This is a genomic window from Spirosoma sp. 48-14 (assembly GCF_001898575.1).
Lineage (GTDB): Bacteria > Bacteroidota > Bacteroidia > Cytophagales > Spirosomataceae > Spirosoma.
In genome coordinates this window covers 127,030-143,338 of the sequence record NZ_MKUD01000063.1, presented here as the reverse complement: position 1 = coordinate 143,338, position 16,309 = coordinate 127,030, and the positions used below count along the sequence as shown (strand labels likewise).

Annotated in this window: 9 protein-coding genes; 5 read left to right on the top strand and 4 right to left on the bottom strand. The window is 50.8% G+C overall.

The window, feature by feature from the left end; translation table 11 throughout:
* Position 1: 1 nt before the first annotated feature.
* Both BGO59_RS27630 and BGO59_RS27625 read right to left on the bottom strand, forming a co-directional pair.
* On the bottom strand, positions 2 to 448 hold the full coding sequence (locus BGO59_RS27630; RefSeq protein ID WP_293689155.1) for a LytTR family DNA-binding domain-containing protein: 447 nt from the start codon (positions 446 to 448) through the stop codon (positions 2 to 4).
* 61 nt (positions 449 to 509) lie between these two features.
* Complete coding sequence (locus BGO59_RS27625) at positions 510 to 2,636, bottom strand: hypothetical protein (RefSeq protein ID WP_293689153.1); 2,127 nt, start codon at positions 2,634 to 2,636, stop codon at positions 510 to 512.
* 363 nt (positions 2,637 to 2,999) lie between these two features.
* Here BGO59_RS27625 and BGO59_RS27620 point away from each other — a divergent pair, with 363 nt between their 5' ends.
* Complete coding sequence (locus BGO59_RS27620) at positions 3,000 to 7,283, top strand: ATP-binding protein (protein WP_293689151.1); 4,284 nt, start codon at positions 3,000 to 3,002, stop codon at positions 7,281 to 7,283.
* 350 nt (positions 7,284 to 7,633) lie between these two features.
* Here BGO59_RS27620 and BGO59_RS27615 read toward each other — a convergent pair whose 3' ends face one another.
* A complete protein-coding gene (locus tag BGO59_RS27615; protein ID WP_293689149.1) occupies positions 7,634 to 8,008 on the bottom strand; it encodes a LytTR family DNA-binding domain-containing protein in 375 nt (124 codons plus the stop codon).
* A gap of 410 nt (positions 8,009 to 8,418) precedes the next feature.
* Here BGO59_RS27615 and BGO59_RS27610 point away from each other — a divergent pair, with 410 nt between their 5' ends.
* On the top strand, positions 8,419 to 11,979 hold the full coding sequence (locus tag BGO59_RS27610; RefSeq protein ID WP_293689147.1) for a ThuA domain-containing protein: 3,561 nt from the start codon (positions 8,419 to 8,421) through the stop codon (positions 11,977 to 11,979).
* A 52-nt stretch (positions 11,980 to 12,031) separates the two neighbouring features.
* On the opposite strand, the gene BGO59_RS27605 is transcribed toward BGO59_RS27610, so the two are convergent.
* Positions 12,032 to 12,934, bottom strand: a complete 903-nt coding sequence (locus tag BGO59_RS27605; RefSeq protein WP_293689145.1) for a Nif3-like dinuclear metal center hexameric protein — start codon at positions 12,932 to 12,934, stop codon at positions 12,032 to 12,034.
* Between the two features lie 218 nt (positions 12,935 to 13,152).
* Here BGO59_RS27605 and BGO59_RS27600 point away from each other — a divergent pair, with 218 nt between their 5' ends.
* From BGO59_RS27600 to BGO59_RS27590, 3 genes are all read left to right on the top strand, one after another.
* Positions 13,153 to 15,048: a YgiQ family radical SAM protein gene (locus tag BGO59_RS27600; RefSeq protein WP_293689143.1), complete on the top strand. Its 1,896-nt coding sequence runs from the start codon at positions 13,153 to 13,155 to the stop codon at positions 15,046 to 15,048.
* Between the two features lie 186 nt (positions 15,049 to 15,234).
* Positions 15,235 to 15,747: an RNA polymerase sigma factor gene (locus BGO59_RS27595; protein ID WP_293689141.1), complete on the top strand. Its 513-nt coding sequence runs from the start codon at positions 15,235 to 15,237 to the stop codon at positions 15,745 to 15,747.
* A complete protein-coding gene (locus BGO59_RS27590; protein WP_293689139.1) occupies positions 15,737 to 16,306 on the top strand; it encodes a hypothetical protein in 570 nt (189 codons plus the stop codon). Before BGO59_RS27595 ends, BGO59_RS27590 begins: the two co-directional genes overlap by 11 nt.
* Positions 16,307 to 16,309: the final 3 nt, after the last annotated feature.

The following is a 16,309-nucleotide window of genomic DNA, read 5'->3' as shown; positions in this document are numbered from 1 at the left end:
ATTAATGTCTGATTTGCCCCGCATCCCTATATGAGTTGGTTTTAGGTGCGCCTGGAATCAGAATTCTTTTTCCTGCATCTGCTTGGAAAAGATAGGGCTGACGTTCGTATCCTATTTCTGGCATAAAGCTTAATTGGGCGATCACCCTGGTTACCCGCCGACGGGAAATTAGCAGTTGGGTCTGATCCCGCATGACCAGGTAACTGGGTAGGGTTAATCGGGCAGCCCGCTTTACCCGAAACGCATGCTGGGGATTGATCAGGGTGTGTTTGTGGACTCGTACGAACGAGGGCCAGCGTTTTTCAAACCACTTTAAGGTGCGCGACATCAAAATCACTTCGCCATTGGTGAGGTGAATGTGGCTATAGTTTTCTTCGCCGGTGAGGTAGAGGACTTTTTGCTGATCGAACCGAATGTGAGCGCCTTTGGTGCGTAGCGATTGTTTCATAAGCGTTAGATGAGGATAAAAGGCAGGGGAATAGACAAGAGTGGCTATTCCCCTGCATCGGTTAAAGACCAGATATGATTCGAGCGTAGACGTTGTTGGCTGGTTTGATGTCGTAGCCCTGCCCCGGATCGTTACTGACGTTGACGGTGATGTTGGCTACCGAACCTGAGTTGGCTGTGGTACGCACCAACCGCAAGCCGACATTGCTCTGCTCGTTGGCCCCAATGAACTGGCCTGCTTTCAGGCTCAGCGAGATCTGCTGATTGTCGACTTGCTTGATGAGTTGCCAGGCGGAATTGCTGACTGTTACGGGGTTATTGGAGCCACCCGAGACGTCGATCTGGGAGAGGTTGGCATCGAAGCTGATGGAGTAGCCGGTCGGGACCGACACGGTTATGGTGACTGAACCGGTAGAGGTGGCCACCCCACCCACTTCCTGAATCTGCATGACGAAGTCTTTGAAAGCACCGGGTGATTTGTCGAACTGGGCATCGGGCAGGGAGAGGATGGGCGACAGGTCGGGACCGGTGGGAGTTGTAATGGTGGTCACACTGACCGAAGCCGACGCAGTTACCAAACAACCATTGGCGAAGGTACCTGTTACCGAATAAGACGTCGTGCTGGTGGGGTTTACGGTTAAACTGCCACCACTGCTGCCATCGCTCCATAGGTAGCTGGTGGGGCCGCCCGATGCGGTCAGGGTGACCGACTGCCCGGCGGTGGTGGTCAGTGAAGGCAGGGCCGCGATGGTGAGGGGCGAGACGACGGTAACACTGACAGTGGTGGTAGTGAGCTGTGGGGTAGGTGTGGTCGAGTCCATGATGGTAACAGTGAAGGTTTGCACACCCGATACCCCTGGGTTAATGGTTGCGGTGGTTGGGCTGGCCGTTGGGTCGGCCAGGGTAATACCTGGCGGGGCCGCCCAGGTGTAGCTGAACGGAGCCGTACCATAAGGTACATTGGCCGACAAACTCAGCACACTACCCGCACAGGCCGTAGCCGAACTGACCTGCGCCGACGGATACGGCACTGTAAAGCCACTGCTGATGATGATACCGTCTGCGGTCGGAACACCACAGGGATCAGGTGGAGAACTGGTATAGCTGTAGATGTTTTCATCAGCAGAGCGAATCTTTACCTGATACGTTTGCCCCCAGATGGGGCTGGATACCACGTAGCTATTGGTGGAAAGGGCCAGCGTCTGATCCAGCACATTCCCCCCGGCCAGCCATTGGTAGTAGGCATGTTGTGTGGCCGGCGTACCGCCATTGAGAAGCCCGGTCACATCCCCCAGCAGATCCGTACTGCCCGGAACGGCCGTAAGCGATAACGTACCATCGGGTATGGCTGCTGATAGCATCGTCACCGTATAAGGGCTTGTTGCCGGTACGGCCGTTGGTGAGATGGTCAGCGTGCGGGTGGTACCATTGGTAAACGTGATGAGGTAGTCGCCGGGTGTATCAATCGAAAACTTCTGTTCTGACCCTGCAAGGTACTGCAGGGGGCCAACCTTCTGGCAGGTTTTGCTTATGTAAGAGTAGCCTCCATCGGTACGGGTGGACGACGTAACATAATAGGCATACATCGCATTCGGAGCAATCACTTTCGCTACCGAAGGCAGGGTGGCATAGATGGGGCTGATGGTACTGGGGGACTTGCAGCCCCCGGCCGGGTCGGCCCCAAAACTATAGATGGTTTCGCCGGGGGCAAAGGTGTAGGAGTTGGTTCCATCAGCGTGAAAAAAGAGGTAATTGGGAACCCAGTTGCCTGTGATACCGCAAGGGAAAACGGGGTCAAAGGCAGCGGGAGCTACCACCACCACCTGCACGGAGGCCGTAGCCGAGCATCCCGCCGTGATACCGGTTACTGAGTAAGTACCGGCTACTGTAGTCGAAATGGCACTGGTACTGGCTCCTGTGCTCCACTTGTAGCTGGTAGCCCCCTCAGCCACCAGCTTGCAGGGCGTGCCGGTGATAGCCGCTACATTGCCACTCGCCGACTTATTGCTGGCAATGGTTAGCGAAGGGCTGGCGGTAATGGTCAGCGAGGGGCAATCCTGGGCCTGCGTGATTGGCGCATAAATCAGCAGCAAAATAAGGGCGGCTATAAACCAGCAGGCGTTGCGTATTTTCAGATGTTTTAGGTGTTCAACTTGATTAGTGTGTGTGATAATTGCAAAAGCAAGCATAGTGAGAGAGAGGTGGTTATGATAAGCGTATGCGTACGGTGTTAATATGGGTGTGCTGGCGAGACTGAGCCGGCGAATCAGTAAGCAAAGAGACGAACAGCCAAGAGTTCGCCACAAGTGGCTGTCTGCTAGGTAATTCGGGTAAAGGCATGCGTGAGGTTTGCAGCTACAAAGGACGTAATCCCAGCACATCCAATCCTGCCAATCGATAGTCCGATCCTGCCAATTGATCGTAAAATCCTGCCGGACATAGTCTGGTCAGGCCGGTTTTCGCTGTCTTGATTGATTTATCGGTGTTGGCTACTTAATTTAGCCAGATGGTGAGTAAAGTACGGAAAGAGCTACTCGTCGTGACCGCACCAGATGAAGTCGTTTATTAAGGTCTACACCAACTCCCTTGCTTTGTGCCTTTTAGGAGTCATGCTTTGTGCCGTTGTAGAGGCACAACAACTGCCGGTTGTGGCCAGTATCAGGCACTTTTCTCTGGAACAGGGCTTGCCTAATAAACAAGTGATTGCGCTGGGGCAGGATCGACAGGGGTTTATGTGGGTCGGTACGTTTAATAATGCCTATCGCTTTGATGGCCATCGGTTTACGCCCATGCCTCCCTTGCTTCGTTCGACGCAGCAATCAGTCAGCCCTGATGTAAAATTTATACAGCCCGACCGAGAGGGAAATTTATGGTTTGCCAGCAATGTGGTGTCGGACAGTCGCAGGCAAGGCGTTCTGAAGGCCGGAGCCGTTCGGCCACAGCAGGTCGAAGATGCGTTTAACCTACCTGCCAATGCCCGGATGGAGCTTATCTATGATTTTGTTCCATCGGCCGCCAATTGGTTTCAGTATGTTCGAACCAAAAGTGGAACCCTGTGGTGGCATACCGGGAAGGGTCGTTTCCGGAAGTTATATCAGCATCCCGCTCTGGTCGGTCGGTTTGGCCAATCGCTATATGAAACCAGCCAGCAAACGTTGCTGGTGGGGCAGCCAACTAGCCTGAGCCAGGCCAATTCGTCCAGCGAATTAATGGAACTGGATTCCACGGGCCGCATTCGCCAGCGACACGTATTGCCGATGCACTTGCGACCCATCTGGAAGGATAGTACGGGAAACATTTATCTGCAACGGCTCTTGGACCGTAATCCACCAGAAGCAGGCACTCCTCCGCTCCAAACGTTCCTGTATCGGCTGAGCCCCGATGGGAAATTAGCTCCGCTGCCTATTGGATTGGACCGGGATCTTTTTCCCCGGCAGGCCCATCCTCCGTTTGCCGACCTGAGTATTTCCTACGACGCTCACCACAACCTTTTCTGGATTTGCGGTCCCCATGTTTTACTGGCTTGGCATGAGCAGAAGGGGATTGTCTTCGATCTGTCGAAGTCGGGTTTCTCGATGGAAAGTATTCAGAAATTCTTATACGTTTTTATTGATCGGACCGGAGCCGTTTGGGTTTGTTCAACCAATGGTGTGCTGCTACTGACTCTGGAAACAAACTATTTTCAACGGTATCTCAGTCAACCCGCCACAGGTAATCCTACCGCTGTTCGGCAGGCTATTCGGGGTATGATGCAACTGGGAAACCAGCTTTGGGTAAATGCTCGGGAAACCCAACTGGTCGATCTTAAGACAGGTAAGGGCCAGTTTGTTTTTCAACGGGCTCCTGCTTCCTGGACGTATGCCTTAGACTTGTGCCCTATTGTTCGGGACCGGGATGGTACGCTCTGGTCAGGGATGCAGGGGCTTATTCGGATCGACCCTAAAACGTATGCCTATACACCTTTCGCGCTGCCAGCAGCCGATAACAATTGTGTTACGATCTGGCCTGATGGGTATGCAACCCTGTGGGTGGGCCAACAGCAGGGCATCTCTCTTTTTGATACCCGGCGCCAGGTGGTGCGTGCTTTTACCCGCTACAATCGTTTTTCGGAGTTGGCCCGTAGCCGGGTTAATGGCTTTTTCCCGGATAAGCGTATCGGAAAGGTTTGGATTACGTCATCGTCGGGTTTGTATCTGCTCGATACGCTGAAGGGTATTGAGGCCCGGTATAGTGCTCAGATGGCGGCCCCTTATTCGTTGCCGTTCGATCATATCACGTTTGTTCATCCCGATCCCGAACAGCCAACCGTGTACTGGCTGGCCACCAGCGGAGGGGGGCTTGTCCGTTGGGATCGACGCAAGGGTGGCTATACGTCGTTTACCCAGAAACAAGGCTTGTCGGACAATACACTTTACGCCATCTATGAAGATGGTCATCAGCGATTATGGTTACCCAGCAATTATGGACTGATGAGTTTCCATCGTAAAACCCATCAGCTTCAGATCTACCATACCAAAGATGGGATTGCCGATGAGGAGTTTAACCTGATTTCGCATTACAGAGCTCCAGATGGTCGATTATATGTTGGGGGGCTCAATGGGGTTACGGCCTTTTACCCAGATCAGATTCCGACTAGTAAGTCAAGTCAGGCTCCGTTGCTGTTGACACAGTACCAGAAGCTGAATACTGAAACGGGACAGATGGACAATCACTTTGCTGAGTTTCGGGAGGATAGCCAGATTCACCTGACGGCCAGTGACCGGCTGTTTACGCTGGGGTTCGCCTTACTGGACTATCGCTATATAGGGCAGGCACGATTGTGGTATCGGATCAAGGGATGGCAGGATAAGTGGGTTGTGCAGGATCAACTGGAGCTGCGGCTAAATAGTCTGCCTGCTGGTAGTTACACCATTCAGGTACGAGCGCAGACCAGCCATGGGAACTGGGCATCGCCCCTACTTAGTGTTCCTGTTATTGTCGATAAGCCGGTGTATCTGCGTGCCTGGTTTTTGCTGCTTTGTACACTGCTCCTGATGGTGGGCATCGGGGTGGTGTTTCGATGGCGCAATCGGCAACTGATGCGCGATAAGATTCACCTGGAAGCAGAAGTCGCTCGCCGAACGGCCCAGATTGAGGAAGATAAAGCGATTATCGAACGCGATAAGGCCATTATTGAACAGCAGGCCGCCGATTTGCAGGCCAACGTTACCCTTAAATCCAGATTCTTCGCCAATGTGTCGCATGAACTACACACACCATTAACCCTGCTGCTAGGGCCTATTCAGTACCTGAGCCGCCGTGTGACGGATGAATCAGCTCAGCAGTTGCTGAGTGTTATGAACCGCAATACCAACCAGTTGCTAACCTTGGTCAATGATCTGCTCGACCTGACCCGATTGGATAATCAGCAGGCTCAACTGGTAGAACAACCTGCCGACCTGGCGTTGCTTGTCCGTCAAACGGTCAATAATTTTATGACCCAGGCGCAGTACCTGGGCGTTTATCTGTATGCTACCGGCCTGGATGAAGCTGTCTGGATGCCGCTGGATTCCCCCAAAATGGAAACGGTTTTGCGGAATTTGCTGGCCAACGCTCTCCACTACACCGCGACAGGAGGTACTATACAGGTTCAGCTTTCAAAAACGGATAAACTGGCAGAAATCAGGGTGGTCGATACGGGTAGTGGTATTCATGCTGATGATCTGCCGCATATTTTTGAGCGGTACTTCCAGTCGAAGCAGATCGATAATCCCGTGCGAGGGGGTACAGGTATCGGGCTGGCGTTGTGTCAGGAGTATTGTACGCTTTGGGGGGGCGAAATCCAGGTAAGGAGTGAGTTGGGAAAAGGAAGCGCGTTTACGATCACCTATCCGGATCGTCGGATCTCTGAACACGTTTCAGTCGGCCCTGCCAAAGTCATCCCCCCTCCCTCTGGCGAATTGGCGATACCAGCTTTAGTACGGTTGAATACACGGGAAGAAATGGCTCTGTTGGCTACAGGTAAGTCGGTATTAGTTGTAGAAGACCATGTGGATATGTTGCTCTATATTCAGACAGTCTTATCGCCACACTATGAACTGCTGATTGCCCGGAATGGTAGGCAGGCACTCGATTTACTGCATCAGTTAACACCCGACCAGCTTCCGGATCTGATTGTTTCGGATATAATGATGCCCGAAGTTGATGGTATGGCCTTAGTTAATGCACTGCGTACCAATACTACCTTTGTTCATATACCGATCATTCTGCTAACCGCTCGCGTAGACCTGGAGACCCGCCTACAGGCGCTTAGGCTGGGTATTGCCGATTACCTGACCAAGCCATTCAACGAGACCGAGTTACTGGTAAGGAGTCAGCATCTGATCGAACGGGCCGAAGAGCAGGCTCGTTTACTCAATCAGTTAGCCGACGAAGCGGATCTATTGGCGGAGACCACCTCCGATCAGGATGCAGTGTGGATTGACACCCTTCAGCAGCTTATTCGGAATAATCTGACCAATCCAGCGTTGACGATTCATTTTCTGGCTGAAACAAGCTCGTTGAGTGAACGTCAGTTGTACCGGCGTATTCGGGAATTGACAGGACTGTCACCCAATCAGTTTATTCAGGAAGTACGGCTTCAGGTTGCCCAGGAACTGATAAAAAGCCAGCCTAAATCCATGATCAAATCGATCGGGTATCAGGTGGGTTATCAGAATACGTCGTATTTCATTCGAATTTATCGGGAGCGTTTTGGCATCAATCCGGGTGAGCGCTCGCATGCAACAGCCAGCGCTCTATACCCCAAAGGGCCGACAAAGAAGCGTTCGGCTGTGGAATCCCCTAAACGTATGTAAACATACACTGGTTAATCGCCCACATGAGTCAATTGGTTGTGTAGAGTATTCCCTGATGTACAGTCTGCTCTGGGCCCCAGGCAGGGGGCGGCATTCAGAAATATGCTCCCGTACAGTGGTTTGTACAGTTGGTTATGATAAAGCCTCATAGTCGAGAGGCTTTGTCGGGAGCGTTTTGGCGTCTGTCGACGCTTCAAAAGGAGACCATGTAGGTAAACCTGATAGCCGGAAAGCTGTTGAATAAAACGGCTCGCTGACTACCAGGTTTCATGTGTACGGGATTGGAATGCTTTACGCTAAAACGAAGGTGGGGCTACGACTTAAACCAAATAGCTGCCACTGACTTCATCTCAGCACACCATGACTGTGCGATGCCGTTTGGCATAAACGATTTTATGCAGTGGACTTAACTGCTCAACTACATCCGATAAACGCCGACGGGAGATCAGAAGCTGAGTCTGATCGCGCATGATCAGGTAGCTGGGCGAGGTGAGCCGAGACGCTCTGTTTACCTGAAACGCATGCTGTGGATTGACAAGCGCATGCTTGTGGACCCGCAGAAAGGTGGGCCACTGCTTTTCAAACCACTTCAGTGTACGACTTGTCAAAATCATATCGCCATTGAGCATGTGCACATAGCAGTAGTTGGCATCGCCAGTTAAGTAAAGAACAGCATTGGGGTCGAATCGGTAATGGCCTTTTGCAATAGTCAGTCTTTTTTCCATAGTAAAAACGGTGGGCTGAATGCGGCTACCTGAGGTTCATAAGCTATAGTCAATAGCTTATACAGGTGGCCTACATAGCTCAGTATGAACAAAAATAAATTTTGACTAAGTAGAATGGAAGTCGGTTTTTGATGAGTTTATTAACAAGGCTGAATAATACATGAACAGGCTTGATTCATACACGAACTTTTGCTTACATGATTAAAGTCAGTACCAAAAAGCTTTTTAAGGAGTAAGTAATTCTTCCTAAGTAGCATTTTCACCTGAATGGCTGTTGATTACCGAAACGGATAACGAAAGACAGAACACAGGTAGTTTGCAGTGCCAATTTGCTTATTAACCAGCTAATCGATTTGGCTCAAAAAGAGTCTCGATCTGTGACCGATTCGAAGGCCCAACCTACCTTTTCTATGATTACGTTAACGAACTCTCCTAAGCCTATACTTCGCTGGCTGGCTACTCTAGGTGCTGCGGCTGGCTTGTATGCCTGTGCCAGTAATCCAAAAACGGTTACCACAACCACAGTCACAAAAACGACCTCAACGACTACGGTTGCGGCAGCTCCAACGCCATCCGTGCCTATTGTGCCCAAACGCGTGTTGGTCTTTTCGAAAACGAAAGGGTGGAACCATACCTCTATTCCGTCTGGGATTGCCGCTATTCAGAAACTGGGCCGGGAAAATAATTTCCGGGTCGATACCACCAAAAATGCCGCCTATTTCAACGATGATAGTCTGAAGCACTATCAGGCGGTGATCTGGCTTAGTACTACTGGTAATGTGCTGAATCAGGTGCAACAGGCCGCTTTTGAGCGATACATTCAGGCAGGTGGCGGTTATCTGGGCATCCACGCGGCTGCCGATACCGAATACGACTGGCCTTGGTATAATAAACTGGCTGGGGGCTACTTTGCCAGTCACCCCAGCAATTCCAACGTGCGGAAAGCAACGGTCGATGTGCTCGATAAGAGCCATGGGTCGACCAATATGCTTCCCGACCATTGGGAGCGTACCGACGAATGGTATAATTATCGATCACTCTACACGGATCTGCACGTACTGGCTAACCTGGACGAAAATACCTACGACGGTGGAATCAATGGAGCCAACCACCCAATCGCCTGGTATCATGAGTTCGATGGAGGACGGGCGTATTATACCGGCGGAGGCCATACCGATGAAAGCTTTACGGAGCCGTTGTTTGTGCAGCATCTGCTGGGAGCGCTCAACTGGGTAATGGGGAGTGGTAAGCCGCTGGATTACAGTAAGTCATATTCAGTGGTGATGCCTGAGGATAATCGGTTCGTGAAAACGGTTCTGGTCAACGACTTAAACGAACCGATGGAAGTGGCGGTTGCCAACGATGGCCGGGTTTTCTTTACCGAGCGTAGTGGCAATTTGTCGGTCTATGACACGAAGACCAACAAGCACCAGCTTGTTCATAAGTTCGACGCACCCACCAAATTCGGGCATGGTTTACAGGGGATTACCCTCGATCCGAACTTTGCTGCCAATCACTGGTTCTATGTGTATTACTCACCCCCGTTCGATAAAGACCCGTCGTATAACCTATCGCGTTTTACTCTGAAAGACGACAATACGATTGATCTTTCATCCGAAAAGGTGCTGCTTAAAGTGCCCAGTATCGCTGAGCCGGGGGCACACCACGGCGGTTCGCTGGCCTTCGATAAAGAAGGCAACCTGTACCTCTCGACGGGTGATCATACCAACCCTTTCCCCTCGAACGGTTACGCACCGATCGATGCCCGGCCTGATCACTTAGCCGCTGATGCACGTGGTACTGCCGCCAATACGAACGATTTGCGGGGTAAAATCCTGCGTATCCGGCCCCAGACCGATGGCACGTATACCATTCCCGAAGGCAATCTTTTTCCGAAAGGTACCGACCCGTCGGACCGCGCACAGACTCGGCCGGAAATTTATACGATGGGCCTGCGGAACCCGTACCGTATTGCGTTGAACCCTAAATCGTCGGTACTCTATTGGGGTGAGATCGGGCCAGATGCGGGGAAAGACAGTACGCTGGGGCCACGGGGCTACGACGAATTTAATCAGGCAAAAAAAGCGGGCAATTTTGGCTGGCCGTTATTTATTGGTAACAGTCAGCCGTATGCCGCCAATGATTTTGCTACCAATGCGATTGGCCCTCGTTTTGATCCAAATGACCCAGTGAACGATTCGCCCAAAAGTACGGGACTGAAACACCTGCCGCCCGTAAATCCGGCCATGATCTGGTACCCGTATGCAGCCTCGAAGGAGTTCCCAGAGTTAGGGCAGGGTGGACGAAGTGCGATGGCGGGTGAGTTTTATACCTACGATCCCAATTCACCGTCGAAAAACAAATTCCCGGAATACTATGATGGGGCACTGTTTATTTTCGACTGGATGCGCAACTGGGTAATGGCTCTACGCATCGACAAAAACGATAATTACGTCCGTACCGAACCTTTCATGGCTGGTAACGGCGATTTCCGGCGGCCTATCGACCTGGCTTTTGGCAAAGACGGGGTGATGTATATGCTTGAATATGGCTCGGTATATGGTGCCGATAACGACGATGCCCGGTTGGTTAAAATTGAATACAATACAGGGAGCCGTCCTCCTACGGTTCGGGCTAATGTAGTTGATTCCCTCGCAATGGTTCAATTCAATGCCCGGTCGTACCTGACTTCTGATGGGCGCAATGCACCGGTTATTCGGGAAGCTATTGGCCCAGCTCCGTTGCGGGTGAAATTCAGTGGACGCGGAACGGACCTGGACGAAGATGACAAACTGACCTACCAGTGGCTGTTCGATGGCAAAACGGTTGGCGCTACTCGACCTATGGCGACGTACACCTATACCCAGCCGGGTGTTTACAATGCCATTCTGCGGGTGTCCGATCAAACAGGTCTGGTCGGAGCCGATACGATTGTCGTGAAAGTGGGGAATGCAAAACCCGATGTCGTGATTGCAACCCCAGATAACAAGTCGTTCTTCTGGGAAGGTAAACCGTTTACCTACACTGTCAAAGTAACCGATAAGGAAGACGGCAAGATTGATCCGAAACGTATTAAAGTTGTTTACGAATACAATGCTCAGCCACGAGGGACACCTGTTCTGGGACCCCAGCAGGGCCACCAGGATTTGGCGATGGTCGGGAATGGTTCACTTGGAAAAACCCTGATTGCAGGGAGTGATTGCAAAGCCTGCCATACCATCGACAAGCCTTCTGTTGGTCCAACATTCCTGGCCGTTGCCGATCGGTATAAAGGGCAGGCGGGCAGTGTAGAGCGACTGGCGAAGAAGATCATTGAAGGCGGTGGCGGAAGCTGGAGTAAAGATCACCTGATGAGTGCCCATCCCCAAATTCCGGTGCAGGATGCGCAGGAAATGGTGAAATATATTTTCTCGCTGACCGACGCCCGTAAGCAAAAGACACTTCCATTGCAGGGAAGTCTGGCCCTGAACGAACACAAACCCGAAGAGGCTCGTGGGCAATACACCATCCTGGCATCCTATACGGATAAAGGCGTATCCACACCGGGCGCTAAGGCAGTTGGGCCGCTAACGGGCTCTGAAGTTGTTACGCTGCGTAGTGCTAATGTCAAAACGATCAATGCAGATGCCTATGTCGGATTCCCCCGATTTGGCAACAACCTGAGTGCGGGTAACCATAAATCGTATGTATTGCTGAAAGGCATTGATATGACGACTATCAAATCGCTGACGTATGACTATTCATCGCAGGATAAGGATGGTGAAATTGAAGTACGGCTGGATTCGTATGCAGGTCCTGTGGTAAGCCGGGTACCGTATAAAGCGACAGGGGCCTGGAATAAGACTGCGCAGGTAACCAGTACGTTCGACACACCCTTTACGGGCCGCCATGATGTGTATGTGATTGTCGTGAAGCGCGACAAACCCAACGACGGTATTATTCAGTTGAAAAGCATTCAGTTCAATCAGTAATGCCTTCACCCCAACCTCTCTCAAAACGGAAGAGAGGTTGGGGTGAGAAAAACTATTCGTAGCTAAACGGATTGCCTGATGGAATGTAGCTGACCTTTACACCAGGTACTTTAGGTTGCAGCCACGAAACAAGCCATTCCATTCCAGCGGCTTCGCTCATAATGTGTCCCAGCACCACCAGCGAAATGGTTTGTCCCTGCCTACGCGCATCACGAATATACTCGGGTGTTTCCCACTCACTGGCTTCTCCGCAAAGTACCAAATCGGGTTTGGCTTTTTCGATGGCCATTATCTGATTCCGGCCACCCGCAGCACCCGGTAACAGCAACACGCGCTGGCATTTCTGAGCTGTATCCCCAACGATCCGCACCTGCTTGATGCCCAGTTTTTGCTTGGCATGGGTGATAACCTGCCCGACCGTAGTTGATGGCAGTAGCAGAACCTGTGGATTTTCGGGGTCTACCTGTTTCTCCCAGCCTAGAGCCGACAACATCCCCGCCCGAATACCATCGGGCTTGTGGGAATGCCAATAATCGTGGAATCGCCAGACAGCGATGTTATTTTTCGTCAGTAGGTCATGTTTGTGTTTAAAGACCGGATCATTATTGAGCCAGTCGGTTTCGTCGAGATGATTGTAGAATGTCGGTTCGTGGGCGATGATAAAGTTGGCTCCGGCGGCAATGGTCTTTTCAATTACTTCAACCGTCGTAAACATGGTTGATACGATTCCCGTAACGGTCTGGGATGGGCTACCCGATTTCAGGGTATCGACGGTTTTGGGAAATGGAGCACCGGGTATCGTTTTCAAAATTAGGTCCATCACTTGCCCAACGGTAAACGGGGCTGCGGTTGACGAGCCTGCTTTTGTTAGAAAAGGTGTATTGATCAGGAGCGACGTGCCAACAGCTTTTGTAACAGTTGTTAGAAATTGACGGCGTCCGGGAGCGTTCTTCATGGTTGTTTTCGGTTTAGCAGAGACGATAATACGCAATTTTGATGAAAGGGGAATCGGTGCCAATAGAACGCGGATTATTATGATCTTTATGATTTTATCAGTGCTGATCATAAAGATCATAATAATCCGCGTTCTATTGGCAATAGCTTTTAAGAACGGCTTTCGAGTGAATCATTTACCCGATTCGGTGGTTTTCAGAAAGATTAGCTCACGTATTTATGCTGGAAAGACCCCTTACCGATTGGTTGCCGCTCACAAAACAGGAAGTTGACAAGAGAGGCTGGGACGAAGTGGATATTGTGCTGGTGTCGGGGGACGCCTATGTTGACCATCCGGCTTTCGGAACGGCCGTTATCGGTCGGATTATGGAAAGCGAAGGGTTTCGCGTAGCCATTATTGCCCAACCCAACTGGAAAGACGATCTACGCGATTTTAAGAAATTTGGTCGCCCTAAATATTTCTTTGGCGTAACGGCGGGCTGTATGGATTCGATGGTGAACCATTACACGGCCAACAAACGCCTGCGCTCCAATGACTCCTACACGCCCGGTGGCGAAGCGGGTTTCCGACCCGACTACGCGACCATTGTGTATTCCAACATTCTGAAAACACTGTATCCAGATGTGCCTGTTCTGCTGGGTGGTATTGAAGCGTCCCTGCGTCGGGTAACCCATTACGACTACTGGCAGGATAAGCTGATGCCGTCGATTCTGGTCGATTCTGGGGCTGATATGCTGGTGTACGGTATGGGAGAGCAGCCACTACGTGAAATTCTGAAACTGGTTCGGAAAAATGTACCGTTTTCGTCCATGCGGAATATCAATCAGGTGGCATTCATGCATGATGCACAGACCGAACTGCGGGATTACAACAACTGGAACACGGTCGAGCTATCGAGTCATGAGGAGTGTCTGAACGATAAAATCAAATACGCGGCCAACTTCAAGATTGTTGAGGTCGAGTCGAACAAGTGGCAGGCGAACCGGATTACGCAAAAGGTTGGCGATCAGGTGCTGGTAATAAATCCACCGTTCAAAACGATGGACGAAACCGAAATCGATAAATCGTTCGACCTGCCGTATACTCGTCTACCGCATCCGAAATACAAAAAACGGGGACCGATTCCAGCCTACGACATGATCAAATTCTCGGTCAATATGCACCGGGGTTGTTTCGGTGGCTGTAGTTTCTGTACCATCTCGGCGCATCAGGGTAAATTCATTGCGTCGCGGAGTGAAAAATCGGTAATGCGCGAGGTAGAAGAGATTACGAAACACCCTGAGTTTAAAGGATACATCTCCGATCTGGGTGGCCCTTCGGCCAACATGTATAAGATGAAGGGGAAAGACGAGTCGATCTGTGCTCGTTGCCAGAGCCCAAGCTGTATCCATCCGGTTATCTGCTCCAACCTCGATACCTCGCACAAGCCTCTAACGCAGTTATACCGTCAGGTCGACGCGCATCCGAAAATCAAGAAAGCGTTTGTCGGGTCGGGTGTTCGGTACGATCTGCTGGTCGATGATTTCAACAAAAACAACGAGGACGGCAACCACGACGAATACATGGAGCAACTGACTACGCGCCATGTATCGGGTCGATTAAAAGTGGCTCCTGAACATACGGCCGACGATACCCTGCGGATTATGCGGAAACCATCGTTCAAGTATTTCAAGCTGTTCAAGAAAAAATATGACCAGATTCAGGAGAAGCATAATCTCAAGCAGCCGCTGATTCCTTACTTCATTTCGTCGCACCCCGGCTGTGAAGAGCAGGACATGGCCAACCTGGCGGCCGAAACCAAAGACATGGGTTTTCAGCTTGAACAGGTGCAGGATTTCACGCCCACACCCATGACCGTGGCTGAAGTGATCTACTATTCAGGTGTGCATCCGTACACGCTGAAACCCGTTAAAACGGCCAAAACACGGGATGAGAAACAGGCACAAAATCGTTACTTCTTCTGGTACAAACCTGAATACAAAGACTGGATTCGGAACCGCCTGAATAAGCTCAACCGCCCCGATCTGGCCGATAAGCTGCTGGGTGGACCCAAAAAAGAAAAGTCGGGTAAACCAACGTTTAACCGGAACTTTTCTGGTAAGAAAAAACGGTAGATGTGTTCTCCATTCGTCCGCGATACAATCGCGGACGAGCAATAATAGCGTTATCCCCAAACAACAAACGCGAAGTCTTCTGGCTTCGCGTTTGTTGTTTAAGAATGATATAGTGTATATCATTTTGCTCCGACCTGTAAGAAATGAAAGCCTGATGCGTACTAATTAGCGTAAACCAAGGAAGTCATGACGGAATCGGAGCAGAACAACATTTTCGGCAAGTGGCTTCAGCAGCATAAAGGGCAGATTTTTAAGGTGATTCGGGCGTATGCAGCAACAACCATGGATCAGGATGACCTGTTTCAGGAGATAATGATTCAGGTATGGCACTCCATTCCCACCTTCCGGGAAGAGTCGTCGGTCAATACCTGGGTCTATCGTATTGCGCTCAACACGGCTATTAAGTGGGTCGGCAAAGAGCAAAAGTATGCGAAAAGCCGCGAATCGCTCGACACGGTTCAGGCTGTTTTGCAGGAGGCCAAAGTACCACCCGATGAGCGCCTGAACTGGCTCTACCAAGAGATTCACAAACTCGATGAAATCGATCGATCCATTACCCTATTGTTGCTGGATGGCTTTAGTTACAAAGAGATGGCATCCATGCTGGGTATCACGGAGTCGAATGTGGGCGTGAAGATTAATCGAATCAAGAAACAACTCATTGCCCGATCAAAACAACTGAATCCATATGGAATTTGACGAACTGCAAAAAATCTGGGACTCGCAAAATCAACGCCCTATGTACATGATTAACGAAGATGCGCTGCACAACCGCATTCATACGAAAAAGGCGAAGGCCAGCCATATCACTAATGCCAGCGAATGGCTCCTGATGGTCGTTAATGCCGGAGCAGGCTGTGTGCTATTTGGCCTGACGGCGTCAAAGGCGGGCAGTACTATATTTATGTATCTGCTGGCAGGTTGGATGCTGATTACCGCATTGGCCGTTTTGGTAAGCCGAATCCGTAGATTACAGCGGGAGAATCGGTTTGATCGTTCGCTGGTTGGCGAACTGGACCATGCCATTGCCATGACAACCTATCAGGTGCGACTTTCCCAACTCATGCGCTGGAATAATTTGCCCATTGCTTTACTGATCATAGCTGGTCTGCTGGAAGGAGGGAAGCCGCTATGGTTCGCATTCGCGCTGGTCATTTTCTTCATACTGGTCAATTTTGCCAGCGGTTGGGAGCATCGCTTTTATCAGTCCAGAAAGCTCGAATTGGAAACGTTGCAGCGAAAATTACAGCAGGGGTAGTTT